The 17813-nt window shown below is 62.6% G+C and carries 17 protein-coding genes; 7 read left to right on the top strand and 10 right to left on the bottom strand.

The window, feature by feature from the left end:
* Positions 1 to 27 precede the first annotated feature (27 nt).
* The gene (gene pyrF / locus RB216_RS09180) at positions 28 to 726 is read right to left on the bottom strand and encodes an orotidine-5'-phosphate decarboxylase (protein ID WP_010211681.1); all 699 of its coding nucleotides are present in this window, start codon (positions 724 to 726) and stop codon (positions 28 to 30) included.
* Between the two features lie 260 nt (positions 727 to 986).
* On the opposite strand from pyrF, the gene RB216_RS09175 reads away from it, so the two are divergent.
* Together RB216_RS09175 and RB216_RS09170 are read left to right on the top strand one after the other, a co-directional pair.
* Positions 987 to 1751: a response regulator gene (locus RB216_RS09175; RefSeq protein WP_032864128.1), complete on the top strand. Its 765-nt coding sequence runs from the start codon at positions 987 to 989 to the stop codon at positions 1749 to 1751.
* Complete coding sequence (locus RB216_RS09170) at positions 1751 to 2785, top strand: sensor histidine kinase (protein ID WP_068932539.1); 1035 nt, start codon at positions 1751 to 1753, stop codon at positions 2783 to 2785. The genes RB216_RS09175 and RB216_RS09170 overlap by 1 nt, the downstream gene beginning before the upstream one ends.
* On the opposite strand, the gene RB216_RS09165 is transcribed toward RB216_RS09170, so the two are convergent.
* The 9 genes from RB216_RS09165 to RB216_RS09125 all read right to left on the bottom strand — a co-directional run bounded on the left by RB216_RS09165 (position 2782) and on the right by RB216_RS09125 (position 10628).
* Positions 2782 to 3843 (bottom strand): AI-2E family transporter, encoded by a 1062-nt coding sequence (locus RB216_RS09165; RefSeq protein ID WP_016979537.1) that lies wholly within the window; start codon positions 3841 to 3843, stop codon positions 2782 to 2784. The genes RB216_RS09170 and RB216_RS09165 overlap by 4 nt on opposite strands.
* Positions 3844 to 3915: 72 nt before the next feature.
* Positions 3916 to 4734 carry a DUF4892 domain-containing protein gene (locus tag RB216_RS09160; RefSeq protein ID WP_305384384.1) on the bottom strand — a complete coding sequence of 273 codons (819 nt, stop codon included), beginning with the start codon at positions 4732 to 4734 and terminating at the stop codon, positions 3916 to 3918.
* Between the two features lie 102 nt (positions 4735 to 4836).
* Positions 4837 to 5691: an alpha/beta hydrolase gene (locus RB216_RS09155; protein ID WP_122686759.1), complete on the bottom strand. Its 855-nt coding sequence runs from the start codon at positions 5689 to 5691 to the stop codon at positions 4837 to 4839.
* Positions 5688 to 6491, bottom strand: a complete 804-nt coding sequence (locus tag RB216_RS09150; RefSeq protein WP_028615733.1) for an alpha/beta fold hydrolase — start codon at positions 6489 to 6491, stop codon at positions 5688 to 5690. Before RB216_RS09150 ends, RB216_RS09155 begins: the two co-directional genes overlap by 4 nt.
* Before the next feature lie 97 nt (positions 6492 to 6588).
* Positions 6589 to 7032, bottom strand: coding sequence for a hotdog fold thioesterase (locus RB216_RS09145; RefSeq protein WP_028615732.1), 444 nt, complete (start codon positions 7030 to 7032; stop codon positions 6589 to 6591).
* A 31-nt stretch (positions 7033 to 7063) separates the two neighbouring features.
* Positions 7064 to 8713 carry an AMP-binding protein gene (locus tag RB216_RS09140; RefSeq protein WP_122686757.1) on the bottom strand — a complete coding sequence of 550 codons (1650 nt, stop codon included), beginning with the start codon at positions 8711 to 8713 and terminating at the stop codon, positions 7064 to 7066.
* 85 nt (positions 8714 to 8798) lie between these two features.
* Complete coding sequence (sixA, locus tag RB216_RS09135; RefSeq protein WP_122686755.1) at positions 8799 to 9248, bottom strand: phosphohistidine phosphatase SixA; 450 nt, start codon at positions 9246 to 9248, stop codon at positions 8799 to 8801.
* On the bottom strand, positions 9245 to 9592 hold the full coding sequence (locus RB216_RS09130) for a DUF4389 domain-containing protein (RefSeq protein ID WP_028615729.1): 348 nt from the start codon (positions 9590 to 9592) through the stop codon (positions 9245 to 9247). Before RB216_RS09130 ends, sixA begins: the two co-directional genes overlap by 4 nt.
* Before the next feature lie 10 nt (positions 9593 to 9602).
* A complete protein-coding gene (locus RB216_RS09125; protein WP_028615728.1) occupies positions 9603 to 10628 on the bottom strand; it encodes an NAD(P)H-dependent glycerol-3-phosphate dehydrogenase in 1026 nt (341 codons plus the stop codon).
* Between the two features lie 195 nt (positions 10629 to 10823).
* On the opposite strand from RB216_RS09125, the gene RB216_RS09120 reads away from it, so the two are divergent.
* The 5 genes from RB216_RS09120 (at position 10824) to fabB (ending at position 17770) form a co-directional block, all read left to right on the top strand.
* Complete coding sequence (locus RB216_RS09120; protein WP_317135396.1) at positions 10824 to 12944, top strand: TonB-dependent receptor plug domain-containing protein; 2121 nt, start codon at positions 10824 to 10826, stop codon at positions 12942 to 12944.
* Position 12945: 1 nt separating this feature from the next.
* Positions 12946 to 13875 (top strand): ABC transporter substrate-binding protein, encoded by a 930-nt coding sequence (locus RB216_RS09115; protein ID WP_028615726.1) that lies wholly within the window; start codon positions 12946 to 12948, stop codon positions 13873 to 13875.
* Positions 13872 to 15773 carry an ATP-binding protein gene (locus tag RB216_RS09110; RefSeq protein WP_028615725.1) on the top strand — a complete coding sequence of 634 codons (1902 nt, stop codon included), beginning with the start codon at positions 13872 to 13874 and terminating at the stop codon, positions 15771 to 15773. Before RB216_RS09115 ends, RB216_RS09110 begins: the two co-directional genes overlap by 4 nt.
* Before the next feature lie 249 nt (positions 15774 to 16022).
* Complete coding sequence (gene fabA, locus RB216_RS09105; protein ID WP_010211704.1) at positions 16023 to 16538, top strand: 3-hydroxyacyl-[acyl-carrier-protein] dehydratase FabA; 516 nt, start codon at positions 16023 to 16025, stop codon at positions 16536 to 16538.
* Positions 16539 to 16549: 11 nt separating this feature from the next.
* Positions 16550 to 17770 carry a beta-ketoacyl-ACP synthase I gene (gene fabB, locus RB216_RS09100; RefSeq protein WP_016979549.1) on the top strand — a complete coding sequence of 407 codons (1221 nt, stop codon included), beginning with the start codon at positions 16550 to 16552 and terminating at the stop codon, positions 17768 to 17770.
* Positions 17771 to 17813: the final 43 nt, after the last annotated feature.

Raw genomic sequence — 17813 nt, 5'->3', positions numbered from 1 at the left:
CACGCCGGCTCCTACAGGGGGTGTTGTTCAGGCGATCTCGGCAACGACTGCCGCCAACGCTTTGGCCGGATCGGCCGCCTGGCTGATCGGACGGCCAATCACCAGGTAATCGGAACCCGCGTCCAGCGCCTGTCGCGGCGTCAGAATACGGCGCTGGTCATCCTGGGCACTGCCCGCCGGACGAATCCCCGGGGTCACCAGTTGCAGCGACGGGTGCGCGGTTTTCAAGGCCTGGGCTTCCAGCGCCGAGCACACCAGGCCGTCGAGACCGGCTTTCTGCGCCAGGGCCGCCAGTCGCAGCACCTGCTCCTGAGGCTCGATGTCCAAACCGATGCCGGCCAGGTCTTCACGTTCCATGCTGGTGAGCACAGTCACGCCGATCAACAAAGGCTTGGGACCGCTGCGCTGTTCCAGCACCTCACGGCACGCGCTCATCATGCGCAGGCCACCGGAGCAGTGCACGTTGACCATCCACACGCCCATTTCGGCAGCGGCCTTGACCGCCATGGCGGTGGTGTTCGGGATATCGTGGAATTTCAGGTCGAGGAACACCTCGAAACCTTTATCACGCAGGGTGCCGACGATTTCTGCGGCGCAACTGGTGAACAGTTCCTTGCCGACCTTGACCCGGCAAAGCTTCGGGTCCAACTGGTCAGCCAGCTTCAGTGCGGCGTCACGAGTGGGGTAATCCAGGGCGACGATGATAGGAGTCTGGCAGACGGACATTGGAATGGGCTCTCAGGCAAGTCGAAATCGGCGCGGATTGTAGCGCAAGCGGCGGCGTTGCGGGATCCGATGATCGGTAAATACTGACCAAGCGCCATCGGGCAGGCATTTACGGGCAATTATTTCAAAGCTGATACATTCACGACATGCCCCCAACACGCCCCACCGCTAGCCTCGCTCGCACGACCCACCGACCAGCACTTCCAGCCATGGGGCTGGACGCCTATGCTGACCGCAACGACCAGGCAGATGATCGCATTATGCAGACCCCTTCCGTCTCTGTGAACGACGAGCAAAAAGGCACAGTGATCGCCGATGACAAGCGCTGGAACACCCGCGCGCTGATCGTTGACGACGATGTACCGATCCGCGAACTGCTGATCGACTACCTCGCCCGTTTTGGCATCCTGGCGCATGGCGTCACCGACGGCACCGCCATGCGCCAGGCCATGCAGGCTGAAACCTTCGATGTGGTGGTGCTCGACCTGATGCTGCCCGGTGAAGACGGCCTTTCGCTGTGCCGCTGGCTGCGCGCGGAGTCGGACATTCCGATCCTGATGCTCACCGCCCGCTGCGAGCCGACGGACCGCATCATCGGCCTGGAACTGGGCGCCGACGACTATATGTCCAAGCCGTTCGAGCCGCGTGAGCTGGTAGCGCGCATCCAGACCATCCTGCGCCGTGTGCGCGATGACCGCACCGAACAGCGCGCCAACATCCGCTTCGACAATTGGCGTCTCAACAGCGTATTGCGCCAACTGGTGGCCGACGATGGCCTGGTGGTGCCGCTGTCCAACGCGGAATTCCGCCTACTGTGGGTCTTCATCGAGCGCCCGCGCCGGGTGTTGAGCCGCGAACAATTGTTGGATGCCGCCCGTGGCCGCTCCATTGAAGCCTTTGATCGCAGCATCGACTTGCTGGTGTCGCGCCTGCGGCAAAAACTCGGGGACGACCCCAAGGCCCCGCAACTGATCAAGACCGTGCGCGGCGAAGGCTACCTGTTCGATGCGCGGGATATCGGTTGATGCGCAACGCCTTCAACACGCTGTTCGGTCGACTGTTTGGCGTGTTGCTGGTGGCGATTGTGCTGGCCCACGTGCTGGCGATCTCCTGGTTTCGCTATTACGGCCCGCCCCCGCCGCCGCCACAGGAAACCTTTGTCGAACAGCCTGACGGCACGATGAAGCCCCTGCCCAAGCACAAGCGACCGTGGTTTGGCGGCCCGGTGGTGCCGCTGACGTTCCAGTTCATCTCGTTGATCATCGCCGCCTGGTACGGCGCCAAGCTGCTGAGCCGGCCGATTCAGCGCCTGAGCGAAGCCGCCGAGCGCTTGAGCCTGGACCTCGACAGCCCGCCCCTCGACGAGTCGGGACCGCGTGAAGCACAGCAAGCCGCGTCGACCTTCAACCTGATGCAACGGCGCATCCGCGAACAGGTCAGCCAACGCGCGCGCATGCTCGGCGCGGTCTCCCATGACCTGCGCACGCCGCTGTCACGCTTGAAACTGCGCCTGGAACAGATCGAAGACACCCGGTTGCAAGGCCAGATGCGCCAGGACCTGGACGACATGATCGGCATGCTCGACGCCACCCTGAGCTACCTGCACGAACAACGCACCAGCGAAACCCGACACTGGCTGGACGTGCAAGCGTTGGTCGAGTCCATGAGCGAAAACGCCCAGGACCAAGGCTCCGACGTACAATTCGCCGGCACCTGCGCGCCGCTGCAGGTGCAGCCGATGGCCTTGCGTTCGTGCCTCAACAACCTGATCGACAATGCCCTGCGCTATGCCGGTACGGCGCGCATCGAGCTGACGGACAGCCGCGAGGCCTTGGTGATCCGCGTGATCGACCACGGCCCCGGCATCGCCGCCGACAAGCGTGAGGCGGTGTTCGAGCCGTTCTATCGGCTGGAAGGCTCACGCAATCGCAACTCTGGCGGGGTCGGCCTGGGCATGACGATTTCCAAAGAAGCGGCCGAACGCCTCGGGGGTCGGCTGCACCTGGAAGAAACCCCCGGCGGTGGCTTGACCGCCGTGATGTGGTTGCCCAGGGCTTAAAGCGGTTTGTCTTCCCGTCGCCCCTGGGCCTGGGTCGCGCTCCAATCCATCAACAGGCTGTAGGCCACCGCCAGCAGGGTCGGGCCGATAAACAGGCCGATGAACCCAAAGGCGATCAAGCCGCCAAACACCCCAAGCAGCACGATCACCAGCGGCAGGTTGCCGCCACGGCTGATCAGGTAGGGCTTGAGCACGTTGTCCACGCCGCTGATGATGAACGTGCCCCATACGCCGAGGAACACCGCGTAGGTGTAGTCGCCCTTCCAGGCCAGCCAGGCCGTGGCCGGGATCCACACCAGCGGCGGGCCCATAGGGATCAGGCTGAGCAGGAAGGTGACGATACCCAGCACCAACGCACCCGGCACGCCGGCGATCCAGAAGCCGATCAACGCCAGCAGGGCTTGCGCGGCGGCGGTGCCGATCACGCCGTTGACCACCCGTTGCACCGTGCCGGCCACCAGTTCGATGTAGTAGCCGGCGCGATCGCCGATCAAGCGTTCCAGCAGACGGTGCACGAACATCGCCAGGCGCGGCCCGTCCCGATAGAAAAAGAACACGAATACCAGGCTCAGGGTCAGTTCCAGAATCCCCCCACCGATTTGCGCACTGCGCGCCAGCAACCAATTGCCGACCTGCCCCAGGTACGGCTTGATGCTGACCATCAACGCTGCACCCTGCTGATCAATGCTGTCCCACATGCCCACCAGCCGCTCGCCGACAAAGGGGATCGAGCCGAGCCAGGTAGGCGCTTCCGGCAAGCCATCGACCTGAATATCCTTGATCAATGCGGTTGCATCGCGCACATGGTCCGCAAGGTTGAAACCCAGCCACACCAGCGGCAGCGCCACCAGCAGCATCCAACCCAACGTCAGGATGCCGGCAGCCAAGGATTCCCGGCCACCCAGCCAGCGGGTCAGCAGGACCATCAGCGGCCAACTGGCAAACGCCAGCACCGCGCCCCAGAACAGCGCCGACCAGAACGGCGCCATCACCCAGAAGCTGGCACCGAACAGCACCAGCAGCAGGATTTGCACCAGTAGGCGATCGTTATTGAGCATGTAGGATCTCGAAAGGAAGACTGTAGGAAGACAGCTTAGGCGAACGGCGCGGGTCCGTTCGCCCTGTTACGCCTAGCGTATCAGATGCAGGTGCAGGCCCTTGGCGTCACCCGTGCCGGTTTCCATGCGTGCAGCGCGCACGCCTTTGTCGACCAGCGCCTGGCGCCAGGCTTCGGCGGTCGGGCCAGTCAGGCTGACGCGCAACGTGGCATCCAGGTTCAGGCCACGGGAAATCAGTGTCAGCCAGGTGTCGTCAGGGTCGCCGCCCAATGCAGGGAAATCCAGTTCGCCGGTGCTTTTCAATTCACGCAGCAGGGTCGCCGAGGTGGGTAGCAGCTCGGCCAGCGGCGCGCTGGCATCCAATTGCTCCACATGCAAATAGGCGCGGCGGTTGCCACGGGTGATGCCGTACAGCGCCACCAGGGAGTTTTCCTGCGGCGCCGCGAGGCGCAGCAGCAGGTATTCCTGCTGGCCGTCGGCGCCGACCAGCTTGGCGTTGCCGAACACTTCATTGGCCCACAGGCTGCTTTCACCGCAATCCCGTGCCTGGCACCAGAACAATAACTGCGCGCCCTTCTCCTGCAAGGCTTCACGCGTGGCCGTGAACGCGGCGCTGGAGCTGTGTTCGGCGGGCAGTTCATAGGTGATGGCGGTGGTCTGGCCGCGGGCGATGGCCTGGCCTTCATAACGCAGTTGGCCGCTGATCTTGCGGATCGCGCCCATGGGGTAGATACGTTCTTTTTCTTCGGCGGGGCGGTAGTCGACGATTTGCGAGTCGACCTGACGGGCCACGGTGGGCAGGTCCTGGCTGCCTGGTACGTCGGCGGCGAATACCAGTGGGCTCAAAAGGCTCAAGCCCAGGATACGGATACATCCTTTACGCACGCTCATAAGATCAACGAGCCCTGGCCATCGGAGGTCGCAGCGGTGTTGAGTTTGTTCATGGTTGACTCCCTTTCAATCCGCCCAGCCTCGGCAGTTGACCGCCCCAAGTCAAGGCGCGGAGAAGAACCGATTGAAACAGTCTGCAACAAGGACCGCGCCGGACTCTTCATTCAGGTGTAAATGGTGGCCGCCTGGCAGCGTGGTTACGGTAAAGGGTAACTGGGAAAGCAATTCGGAATGTTTCGCCAGCATGCCGTCGGCAGCGACCACCAACTGGGTAGGGCAACTCACGCGTCGCACGAAAGCCATCGCCTGTTCCTCAGTCAGGCGAACCGGTGAGGCCAGGGTCAAACGGCTGTCGCTACGCCAAGTGTAACCACCCGGCACCGGCATCAAACCGCGCTGCGCCAGCAGTTCGGCGGCTTCGCGACTGACAGCCACCACGCCTTTCATGCGTGCCTCGACCGCGCGATCCAGGGTGCTATAGACCGGCTTGCGCTTGTCCTGCAGGTTCAATTGCGCCTGCAAGGCCATGCCCAGCCGCTCGGCGGCATTCTCACCGCTGGCGGTCGGCGGGATCACACCGTCGATCAATCCCAGGTGCGTCACACGCTCCGGCAACGCGCCGGCCAACACCAAGGACACGATGGCGCCGAGGGAATGGCCAAGTAATGCAAAACGTTTCCAACCCAGTTGTTCAGCGACTTGCAGCACGTCAAAGACGTAATCCCACAAGGCATAACCGGCACCGGTAGGACGATGCGCCGAATGCCCGTGCCCAGCCATATCCAGCGCAACGATGCGCAACCCCTGAAGTTTTGGCGCCAGCCGCGCAAAGCTGTTGGCGTTGTCCAGCCAGCCATGAAGGGCGATCACCGGCAAACCGTCCTCGGGCCCGAACAAATGGGCCGCCAGTTCGATATGGGGCAGGCTCAGGCGCACTTCTTCAACCGGGGTGCTCATGCGCAGTTGCGCTCGCGGGCTTCCCAGCGGGAGAACAGGTTCTTGATCAGCGTCGCGGTGTCTTGGGGCCGTTCAAGAGGAAACATGTGGCCGCCGGGCATGGTGAGCATTTCGCCCATGGGCAGGCGCCCGACGCCGCTGGCGTGGTGACGCATCACCACCCTGCTCTGCCGGCCGCGCACCACCGCCAGTGGCACCTTCAACTGGCGCACTTGGCCCGGGCTGGTGTGGGGCACGCCACGGTAGATGCTGATTTCGGTGGCCGGATCGAAACGCAGCCGCAGGCGATCGCCCACTTGCAGCAGGCCGTGTTGCAGGTAGGCGTCAAAGCATTCGGGGTCAAAGCCACGGAACAGGGTTTTGCCGGAGAAATAGCTGCGCGCCGCGTCCAGGTCGCTGAATTCTTCTCGACGGCCCAAGGTGCGCCCGGCCGGGGTCAGCCGGTCGATAAACCCGAAGCGCTTGGCCGCGCGAATCACCCAACGGTCGGCGCGGGTCAGCACTGGCGAATCCAGCATGACCACGCCACGGTACAACTGCGGGCAGCGCATGGCCGCGTGCAGGTGCAACACACCGCCGAGGGAATGGCCCACGCCCCACACTGGTTCCGGTTGCTGCTCCAGGTGGTGGATCAGCTCGTCCACCAGGTTCTGCCAGTTATCGTCCACCGGAAACCGGGGGTCGTGACCGTGCTGTGGCAGATGAGCCACCGCGTACTCCGGAGCCAGAGCGGCGAACAACTTGCCGTAGGTGGCCGAGGGGAAGCCATTGGCGTGAGCAAAAAACACGTGCTGCGACATACCGGATCCATTTACAAAAACAGAGATTGATTGTCACCATGCCCGGCCGGCACAGCAATGACTGTAACTGCCAGGAATGATGACACTCACGCCACACCTATCGTGCCGGCGGGTTCTCGCCCAGCGGCACCACGGCCATGGTCAGGCGCGACACGCAACTGGCCTTGCCCTCATCGTTGGTCAGGCGGATGTCCCAGACCTGGGTAGTGCGGCCAATATGGACGGCCTTGGCCACCGCTGTCACCCGCCCGCTGCGCACACCGCGCAGGTGGTTGGCGTTGACCTCCAGGCCCACGCAATAAAACTTGCTCGGGTCGATACACAGATAGGCCGCCATGGAGCCGACGCTCTCGGCCAACACCACCGAGGCGCCGCCATGCAGCAAGCCGTAGGGCTGATGGGTGCGATGGTCGACCACCATGCTCGCGGTCAGGGATTCGTCGTCGAAGCTTTCAAAACGGATGTCCAGCAGTTCACCGATGGTGTTTTTCTGGATTGCGTTGAGTTGCTCGATATTCGGTTGGGTGCGCCACAGGCTCATGGAGAGTGTCCTTATTGGTTTTATTACGACCCTAATCCTGCCACAGAACGGTTTCGGAACGCTCGCTCCATGTCTGGAAATATTCGCCGTAACTCGATTCGATCACGTTGCGCTTGATCTTCAAGGTCGGCGTCAGGAAGCCGTTCTCTACCGCCCAACTGTCTTTGACCACCACCAATTGGCGTAGGCGCTCATGCTTATCCAGCGCCCGGTTGACCTGTTCCAGCCAGCGCTCCAGGCTGGCACGCAGGGTTGGCAAGTCCTCACTCATTGCCGATAACACGCACAAGCCTATCGGCGCGATCAATCCATCACCCACCACGCACACCTGCTCGATACGCGGATGCTCGGCCAAGCGGTTTTCAATCGGCGCCGGCGCCACATATTTGCCTTTGCTGGTCTTGAAGATTTCCTTGAGCCGTCCGGTCAGGCGCAAACGCCCCTCGGCGTCCTGCTCGCCTTTGTCGCCCGTGCGCAGGAAACCCTCGGCGGTGATGGTTTCGGCGGTTTTCTGCGGGTCCTTGTAGTAGCCGAGCATGGTCGCGCCGCTGCGGACCTGGACTTCGCCTGTCGGGTCGATACGCACTTCCACCCCGGGGCACGGCAAGCCGATCCAACCGAGGGTCTGCTGGCCGGGGCGGCAGACATGGGAGTAGCCGCAACTCTCGGTCATGCCATACACCTCAAGCACATCCAGGCCCAGGCGTTGATACCAGCGCAGCAACGCCTCAGGCACAGGCGCCGCTCCCGAAAGCGCGATACGCAACGCGTCCAGGCCCAAGCCGGCGAGTACCTTGTGGCCCACACGCTTACCGATGAAGGGCAGGCGCAACAAGGTGTCCAGGCGCTTTGCGGGAATCTTGGCGTAGACGCCCATCTGGAATTTGGTCCAGATACGCGGCACGCCAAACAACGCGGTCGGACGTGCCCTACGCAGGTCCGTCAGAAACGTCTCCAGGCTTTCGGCGAAAAACACGGTTTGCCCGGTATAGATCGAGGCCATCTCGACAAACATCCGCTCCGCCACATGGCACAGCGGCAGGTAGGACAACAACCGGTCGCCCTCACCCAAGCCAAACAACTCCGTACCACGGGTGGCGGCAAACCCCAACGCGCCGAAGGTGTGCATCACGCCCTTGGGCAGGCCGGTAGTGCCGGAGGTATAAATGATGGTGGCCAGGTCCGAGGCCGCAGGTGCCGGCTCATCCTGGATCGGCGAGCAGGCTTGCAGATCGGCCCAACTGAAATCGAATTCGCCCGCTGGGCACAACGGCAGGCTGATGGTCGGCACATCCGCAGGCACGCCGGGCGCCATGGCTGGCCAATCATCAAGCTTGCCGATAATCACCAGCGCCGCCTCGGAATGGGTCAGCACATGAGCGACGGAATCAGCGGTGAGATTGGGATACAACGGCACCGAGACATGCCCGGCCATCCAGATCGCCAGGTCGGCAATGATCCAGTGGGCGCAGTTTTTCGAAATCAGCGCAATGTGCGAGCGGGGAGGCAACTCCCGGGCGCGCAGCCAGTGCGCGGCGCAGCGGGCCTGGTGGCCGACGTCGCCCCAGGTGAGGCTTTGCACGTCGCCACCACCGACCGGCTGCACCAGAAAGGTTTGGCGCGGATGTCGCGCTTCACGTTCGAAGAAGACCTGCAACGGCAAACGAAAAGCGACGGGCATGGGACGCGCTCCTTTGTGGTCCGACGATAGCCAACCAAGCACTTGCTTGGTTGACTATATAGCACACACAAAGCCGCGATAAAGCCTACGGGTTCTTCACACTGACCAGGCTCATCAGCCCCGCCAGCGGGAAATCCCCTTCCAGTTCCGCCAGGCTGGCGGTGTGCATCGGCTGCGGCTGGCGCTGGTGGCCGTGCTGCAGAAAGCTGATCAGGCTGCCCACCAACGGTTGATGGCTGACCAGCAGCACGTTGTCATCGGTGTCGAGGTTTTGCAGCACCAGCTGCGGGTTGCCCTCCGGTGTCAGCCACGGCACCGTGCGAATCTGCGGCTCAAAACCCAACGCCTCACGCACCAGGTGTGCGGTCTGTTGCGCCCGCACATAGGGGCTGGCGATGATCGCGCTGAGGGGCTGGCCGATCAGGTGCGCAGCACTGCGCAACACTTCACCACGACCATGCTCAGTGAGGTTGCGCTCGGCATCGGTACGCGCCTGCCCTTCGGCCTCACCGTGGCGCAGGATCCACAGCTTCACAGTTTCGGCTCTTCATCGCGCACCGGGTGTGGCGCCGGCGGCACGCTGTGGGCGGCTTCGCCCTCGGGTGCGCGCGGGGTCGGCCAGTCGGCGAACGGCCACGGCTTCTGGTCGGTGTGGAAGCTGCCGAAGCGGCCGATCTGCGCCAGGAACTGGCTGAGGCTGTCGCCAAAGTTCATCAGGCCCAGGTTCGGGGCGCCGTAGACCAGGCGGTAGATCAACTGCACCACCACCAGCGCGCCGAGCAGGAACTGCGCCACTTGCCACACCAGGGCAAACACCAGCATCCACAGAATGCGCAGGCCAATGGATTCGTACTTGGGAGCTGCTTTCGGATCGTTCATGACGCGTTCCTCAGTTGAAACCACTGGTGGAAATAAAGTCGACATCGGTTTTCGGCTCGGCACGCATCAGCAACTCGATGACCTGGTCCAAGGTGCGCCCTTCAAACAGGATCGCGTGCAACCCGGCGACCAGCGGCATATACACACCGACTTCCTGGGCCTTGGCCTTGAGCACCTTGAGCGTGTTGACCCCTTCGGCGACTTCGCCCAGGCGCGTGACCGCGTCTTCCAGGCTCAGGCCCTGGCCAAGGGCGAAACCCACCTGGTAGTTGCGGCTTTTCGGTGAGGAGCAGGTGACGATCAAGTCGCCCACGCCTGCCAGACCCAGGAAGGTCATTGGGTTGGCGCCCTGGTTCACCGCAAAGCGGGTCATCTCGGCCAGGGCGCGGGTGATCAACATGCTCTTGGTGTTTTCGCCCATGCCCAGCGCGACGGCCATGCCGGCGATGATCGCGTAGACGTTTTTCAGCGCACCGCCGAGCTCGACGCCAAAACGGTCGCTGCTGGCATAGACGCGGAAAGTGCGCCCATGCAACACGGCCTGGACACGTTCGCAGAGTTCTTCGTCTTCACTGGCGACTACGGTGGCGGTCAACGCGTGTTCGGCCACTTCCCGTGCCAGGTTCGGCCCGGACAGCACGCCAATGCGCGCTTGGGGAGCGATTTCCTCGAGGATTTCGCTCATCAGCTTGAAGGTCTGCGCCTCGATGCCCTTGGTCAGGCTGACCAGCAACTTGCCGGCCAGACGCTCGGCGTGGGGCGCCAGCACCGAGCGCAAGGCGCTGGAGGGCAGCGCGACGAAGCACAGGTCGCACGCCGTGAGGGTTTCGAGCAGGTCGGTGACCGGCTCGACCGCCGGATGAATCTTGATGCCTTTGAGGTAACGCGGATTTTCCCGGTGCACCCGAATGGCCTCGGCCTGTTCGGGGTCGCGCATCCACTGGCGCACAGCGTGGCCGTTCTCGGCCAGCAGGTTTGCCACGGCGGTACCAAAACTTCCGCCTCCCAGGACCGCAATAGGGCGCTGTTCAGTCATATGCAATCCGTTAATCCATACCAGTGGCGATGGCGGCATTATACGGGCCGACCCGCTGGCGGCCAGCCCCCGTATCAATTCGTGCGTTTGTCGGAAAATGCCACATTTACATGGAGTAATTGCAAGTCCGGCGACTGGCAAAAGGCCCCACCTCAGTTAACATGGGCGGCTATCCGCAATTATCAAGGCCGTGCCGTGTATTTGGGCCCTCCTCCCCGTTCATCTCTGTGGCTGATGCTGTTGTGCTGCACGCCTGCCATGGCCGACGACCTGTTCCTCGACAGCCAGCCGCTGCCCCAGGTATTGACGGCCACGCGCCTCAAGCAATCGGCCGCCGCCGTGCCCGGCAGCATGACCGTGATCGACAGCGAGCTGATCAAAGCCAGTGGCGCGCGGGATATCAGTGAGTTGCTGCGCCTTGTGCCGGGGATGATGGTTGGCTACACCAGCGGCAATCAGGCGGCGGTGAACTACCACGGCACCAGTGCCAGCGATGCGCGGCGCATGCAGGTGTTGATCGACGGCCGCTCGGTGTACCGCGCGGGCCTGGCCACCGTGGACTGGAGCGACATTCCGGTGGCCATGGAGGATATCGAGCGCATCGAAGTGTTCCGTGGCCCCAATACCGTCAGCTACGGCGCCAATGCCTTGATGGCGGTGGTGAACATTCTTACGCGCTCGCCGGCCAACAGCCACGGCACGCGGGTAAAAGTGGTACGCGGCGAACGCGGCATCAATGATTTCTATGCCAGCCAGGGCGCGGGCTGGGAAACCGGCGACTTGCGCCTGTCCCTGTCCGGGCAGCAAGACGACGGCTTCGACAGCGATGCATCCGGGGCCGACCGTCGTGACAGCCGCCGCCTCAGCCGCTTCAGCCTGGCGATCAGCCAGACGCTGAACACGCAGCAAAGCATCGACTTGCAACTGGATGCGAAAGAAGGCACAAACCAGCGACCGTATACCTACAGCCCGGTCTTCGCCGGGATTACCGAGGGCGGTAACAATTCCGACGTCACCGCCAAGGATTATGCCGGCTCCCTGCGCTGGAACTTCGACTTCAACCCGGATCACAGTCTGTATATCCAGGGCTCCGCCCAGCAGTGGGACCGCCAGCAAATCTGGAAGGCATGTGACGCCAAGGTCTCGTTCAGCCCCGAGCTGACCCAGTTGTGGCAGATGAATCCCAACTACGCCGAACTGCTGGCCCGGCACATGGACACCTACAGCCAGGGCAGCGCACCACCGGGCAGCGCAGCCGAGCAGGCGTTGGCCAACCAGGTGCTGCAACAGTGGCGCGACGGTGCCAGTCAAAGCGTGTGCGGCGACATCGACCAGAGCACCCGCGAAAGCCGCTACGACCTGGAGATTCAAGACACCCTCAGCCTGTCCGACAGCCTGCGCCTGGTCAGCGGCATGAACTACCGCTACGACCGCGCCGACTCCGACACTTACTTCAACGGCACGTTGGACGACACCACCTGGCGCCTGTTCGGCCAGTTGGAGTGGCGCGCCAGCGAGCATTGGCTGCTGCAAGGCGGCGCCATGTATGAAGACACCCACCTGAGCGGCAACTCGCTGACGCCACGGGTGGCGGTCAACTACCTGATCAACCCGCGCCACGGCCTGCGTGCGGTGTACTCCGAAGCGATCCGCTCGCCGGACATGTTCGAGAACAACGTCAACTGGAGCTACCGCGTCACCAACCTCAGCTCCCCGGCCTACGGGCAGACCACCGGGCAATACTTCGTAAAGACCCGGGGCCCGGGTAACCTCGATAAAGAGATGATGAAGTCACGGGAACTGGGGTACAACGGCTTCTTTGCCGACATCGGGCTGAACATGGACGTGAAACTGTTCTACGACGAGATCACCGACATGATCAGCTCGCCGCTGCGCAATAACCAGTACATTGCCAGCAACGCCAACAGCGCCCGGTTTACCGGCGCAGAGTCCCAATTCGACTGGCGTGTGAGCAACGCCGACCGCCTGCGGCTCACCTATGCTTACGTCGACGCCAGCACCAGCAACCCGCTGGACAAAGCCCAGACCGCGCGCAACAGTGGCTCCGCCGGCTGGTTGCGTGAGTGGGGCCAGGGTTGGTCCAGCGCGCTGTTCTACTATGGCGATGACGCACTCAACCAATATCGCTTCGAACGGGTCGACCTGCGGGTCGCCAAGCGCATTGCCCTGGGCAAAGCCAACGTGGAGCTGGCCGGCATGTTGCAAGAACGCCTCGACAACCAGCCCACCACCTGGGCCGACAACAATTATGACCATCGCCACGTGCTCTACTTCAGTGCCGAGCTAGAGTTCTGACATGGGCGACTCGTCACGGATGACTGGCGTGTTGATCACTCGGCTTTGGCGGCGTGCCGTGCTGCTCGCCTGCCTGCTGTTGGCCGCACCGGCGTGGAGTGCCGATATCCTGCTGACCGCCGCTGAAGACGGCGCCGGTGTGCAAGCCTTTGCCCAGGCCCTGGCACAGCAACGCCCCGAAGACCGTGTCACCTTTACAGCCCTCAAAGACTTGCCGGCACCCGGCCGCCTGCCGGCAACCACGCGCTTGATCCTGCTGGACCTGCCCGGCCTCGACTGGCGCCTGCAAGAGCCTCAGGGCCCACCGACCCTGGTGCTGCGCATCAGCCGCCTGCAAGCCCATCAGCGCCTGGGCAGCATGCCGCACCCACGCATTAGCCTGCTGTGGAGCGACCCGCCGCTGGATCGCCAATTGCGCCTGATCGCGGGCATCCTGCCGCAGGCGCGGCGTATCGGCGTGCTTTATGGCGCCGACAGCGAATTCCTGCTGCCCGAGCTGAAACAGCACTCCACCTCGCTAGGCCTGGAGATCGTGCCCCAGCTCTGGGACAACATTAATGACAGTCGACCGCTCCAAATCCTGTTCCGCAACAGTGATGTGCTGCTCGGCCTCGACGACCCGCAGCTGTACAACCCGAAAACCGCGAAGAACCTGTTGCTGAGCAGTTACGCCCAGCAATTGCCGCTGATAGGCCCGAACGCGGGCTTCGTACGAGCCGGCAGCCTGGCCAGCACCTACAGCGATCAGGCTGACTGGCTGGCCGTGCTTGACCGTCTACTCGACCACTCGCCGGCCAACTGGCCGCGCTCGCTGTACCCGGATCGCTTCAAAGTCGTGGGCAACCCGCAAGTCGCGCGCTCACTGGGGATCGAACAGGTGGACGAAGCCAGCGTCGCCACCCGATTGGCCGAAGGAGAAAAACGCCCATGACCTTGCGTCGTCGTTGGGACATCAACACCCGTACCCAGCTCATCACCCTGGGCCCGGCGCTGTTGCTGACGTTGCTGTTGATCAGCTTCTTCACCTTCGTGCGTATCCAGGATTTGCGCCAGGAACTGGACCACACCGGCCAACTGATCGCCAACCAACTGGCGCCGGCCACCGAATACGGGGTGATTTCCGGCAACAATGACGTGCTCGACAGCCTGTTGCGCGCGACGCTGGCCACGCCGCACGTGCGCTTCCTGGAGATCCAGGACAGCAGCGAGAATATCCTGGTGTATGTCGAGCAACCGTCGGAGAAGCACGACCGCTCACTGTCGGTCAAAGTGTTCCAGGCACCGATTCGTCTGCAACACATTCAACTGGGTAACGATTTCTTCCAGGACAACCTCAACGAATCCAAGGCACCGCGCGCCGATTACCTGGGCCGGGTGATCGTCGGCATGTCCAACGACGCGTTCAGCCAGCGCCAGCAGGAGATCCTGTTCAAGGCCGGCATCCTCGCGCTGTTTGCCCTGCTGTTTACCTTCCTGCTCGCGCGGCGCCTGGCCGCCAGCCTGTCCCAGCCGATCAGCGCCATGGGCCATGCGGTGAAGGCGATCCAGCAAGGCGACTACCAGACGCCGCTGCCGATTGTGGATGACTCGGAGCTGGGCGACCTGTCGCGGCATATCAACAACCTTGCCGAAGGCCTCAACCAGGCCAGTCGCGAACAACAGCAGGCCATGGCCCAGTTGATCCAGACCCGCGAAGAAGCTGAGCGCGCTAACAACGCCAAGTCGGAGTTCCTGGCGATGATGAGCCATGAACTGCGCACGCCCATGAATGGCGTGCTGGGCATGTTGCAGTTGCTGGAAACCACGGAGATGACCGAGGAGCAGACCGAGTACGCGGCACTGGCTTCGGAGTCCACCGAGCATTTGCTCAAGGTGATCAACGATATCCTCGACTTCTCGCGTATCGAACGCGCCGCCCTGGAACTGGAGCATATTCCGTTCAACCTGGCGGACCTGATCAACAGTTGCGCGCAGGCCTTCCAGCACAGCGCCCAGCAACGTGGGCTGGCGCTGAAACTGGCGATCCCGCTGGGGATGGACGCCTTGCAGGTGCAGGGAGACCCGACGCGGATCCGCCAGATCCTGGTGAACCTGATCGGCAACGCCTTGAAGTTCACCGAGCACGGCAGCGTCAGTGTCGAGCCCCACTGGCAGACCCTCGACCATGAACTGGTGTGGTTCACGTGCACCGTGCGTGACAGCGGCATAGGCATTTCCGCCGAACGCCTGGAGGCGATGTTCGACGCGTTCCAGCAGGCTGACAGTTCCATTTCAAGACGTTACGGCGGCACCGGCCTGGGCCTGCCCATCGCACGCACCCTGGCCGAACGCATGGGCGGCACCCTGCGTGCCCAAAGCGAAGAAGGCCGCGGCTCGGTGTTTACCCTGGAAATTCCCCTGGCCATCGACCAGCACAGCGTGCCGCCGATTGCCAGCGACGCCGACGGCAAAGCCGGCGCGGGTGATGGTCGTCATGTGCTGCTAGTGGAAGACAACCCGGTCAACCGCACGGTGGTTGAGGCCATGCTGCGCAGCCTGGGCTTCGAAGTGAGCCTGGCCACCGACGGCGCCGAAGCGATCCGCAGCGCCGAGAGCCTGATTTTCACCGCAATCCTGATGGATTGTCGGCTGCCGGTCATCGACGGCTATGAAGCCACCCGGCAAATCCGTCAGTTACCGGGCTGTGCCGATCTGCCGATCATCGCCCTGACCGCCAACGCTTTACAGGGCGACCGTGAAGCCTGCCTGGCAGCGGGAATGAACGATTACCTGGCCAAGCCGTTCAAACGCACGGATTTGCAGCAAATCCTGCAGCGTTGGGTGCAATAGCGCCGCGCCATCAGCCAACTCCGACTGGCGTGAAAGGCGAAAGTGCGGCAGTCTTAGGCACCCGAACGGGCCCATAAACAGGCCCGGTTTAAAATTTCAGTGAACAAGTGTACATTCAGTGCCTTGCCGCTGTGACTTTCACTACAACGCAATAGTCTATGTGTAGGCTGCCGACATGAGGCATGAACGCTTCATTCGGTTCGGGAAGATTTACCCTACCCTGCCGCATGGGATTATTGAGGAGCTCGCATGACCAAACAAAACGCCTTTACTCGGGAAGACCTGCTGCGCTGCAGTCGCGGTGAGCTGTTCGGCCCAGGTAACGCGCAACTGCCCGCCCCGAACATGCTGATGGTGGATCGCATCACCCATATCAGCGAAGAGGGTGGCAAGTACGGCAAAGGTGAATTGGTCGCCGAGCTGGATATCACCCCGGACCTGTGGTTCTTCGCCTGCCATTTCGAAGGCGACCCTGTGATGCCAGGCTGCCTGGGCCTTGACGCCATGTGGCAGCTGGTCGGTTTCTTCCTCGGCTGGCAAGGCCTGCCGGGCCGCGGTCGTGCCCTGGGTTCGGGCGAAGTGAAGTTCTTTGGCCAGGTCCTGCCGACCGCCAAGAAAGTCACCTACAACATTCAAATCAAGCGCGTCCTCAAGGGCAAGCTGAACCTGGCCATCGCCGATGGTTCGGTGAGCGTCGACGGTCGCGAGATCTATACTGCCGAAGGCCTTCGGGTCGGCGTATTCACATCCACTGACAACTTTTAAGGGTTATCCGCATGCGCCGCGTCGTTATCACTGGTCTGGGCATTGTTTCTTGCCTGGGCAATGACAAAGAGACCGTCACCGCTAACCTGCGTGCAAGTCGCCCTGGCATCCGCTTCAACCCGGAATATGCCGAAATGGGTCTGCGTAGCCAGGTTTCCGGCTCCATCGACCTGCCCCTCGAAGAGCTGATCGATCGCAAGATCTATCGCTTCGTCGGCCACGCTGCCGCCTACGCCTACCTGGCGATGAAAGACGCAATCGCCGACTCCGGCCTGAGCGAAGACCAGGTCTCGAACGTACGCACCGGCCTGATCGCCGGCTCCGGCGGCGCATCGACCCTGAACCAGATGGAAGCGCTGGACATCCTGCGCGAAAAAGGCGTGAAGCGTGTCGGCCCGTACCGTGTCACGCGGACCATGGGCAGCACTGTGTCGGCCTGCCTGGCCACGCCTTTCCAGATCAAGGGCGTGAACTACTCGATCTCCTCCGCCTGCGCCACCAGTGCACACTGCATCGGTACTGCGGTTGAGCAGATCCAGTTGGGCAAGCAGGACATCGTGTTCGCCGGCGGCGGTGAAGAAGAACATTGGAGCCAATCGTTCCTGTTCGACGCCATGGGCGCACTGTCCACCCAGTACAACGAAACCCCGGAAAAGGCCTCCCGCGCCTACGACGCCAAGCGTGACGGTTTCGTCATCGCCGGCGGTGGCGGCATGGTGGTGGTCGAGGAGCTGGAACACGCTCTGGCCCGTGGTGCCAAGATCTACGCGGAAATCGTCGGCTACGGCGCCACTTCCGACGGCTACGACATGGTTGCCCCAAGCGGTGAAGGCGCCATCCGTTGCATGCAGATGGCCATGTCCACTGTAGATACCCCAATCGACTACCTGAACACCCACGGCACCTCGACTCCGGTCGGCGACGCCAAGGAAATGGAAGGCGTGCGTGCGGTATTCGGCGACAAGGCTCCGGCCATCAGCTCTACCAAGAGCCTGTCCGGTCACTCCTTGGGCGCCGCTGGCGTTCACGAAGCGATCTACTGCCTGCTGATGATGGAAGGCAACTTCATGGCCGGTTCGGCGAACATCGACGAGATTGATCCGGTGGTGGCTGACATGCCAATCCTGACCAAGACCGTTGAGAATGCAAAAATCGACACCGTGATGAGCAACAGCTTCGGCTTTGGTGGCACTAACGCTACCCTGGTGCTGAAACGCTGGCAGGGTCAGTAAGACCTGTAGCTTGATTGCATGAAAAAGCCCCGACTGGTTCGGG

The organism is Pseudomonas canadensis (assembly GCF_030980095.1).
GTDB classification, from domain to species: Bacteria; Pseudomonadota; Gammaproteobacteria; order Pseudomonadales; family Pseudomonadaceae; genus Aquipseudomonas; species Aquipseudomonas canadensis.
This window is presented reverse-complemented; position numbering and strand designations above follow the sequence as displayed.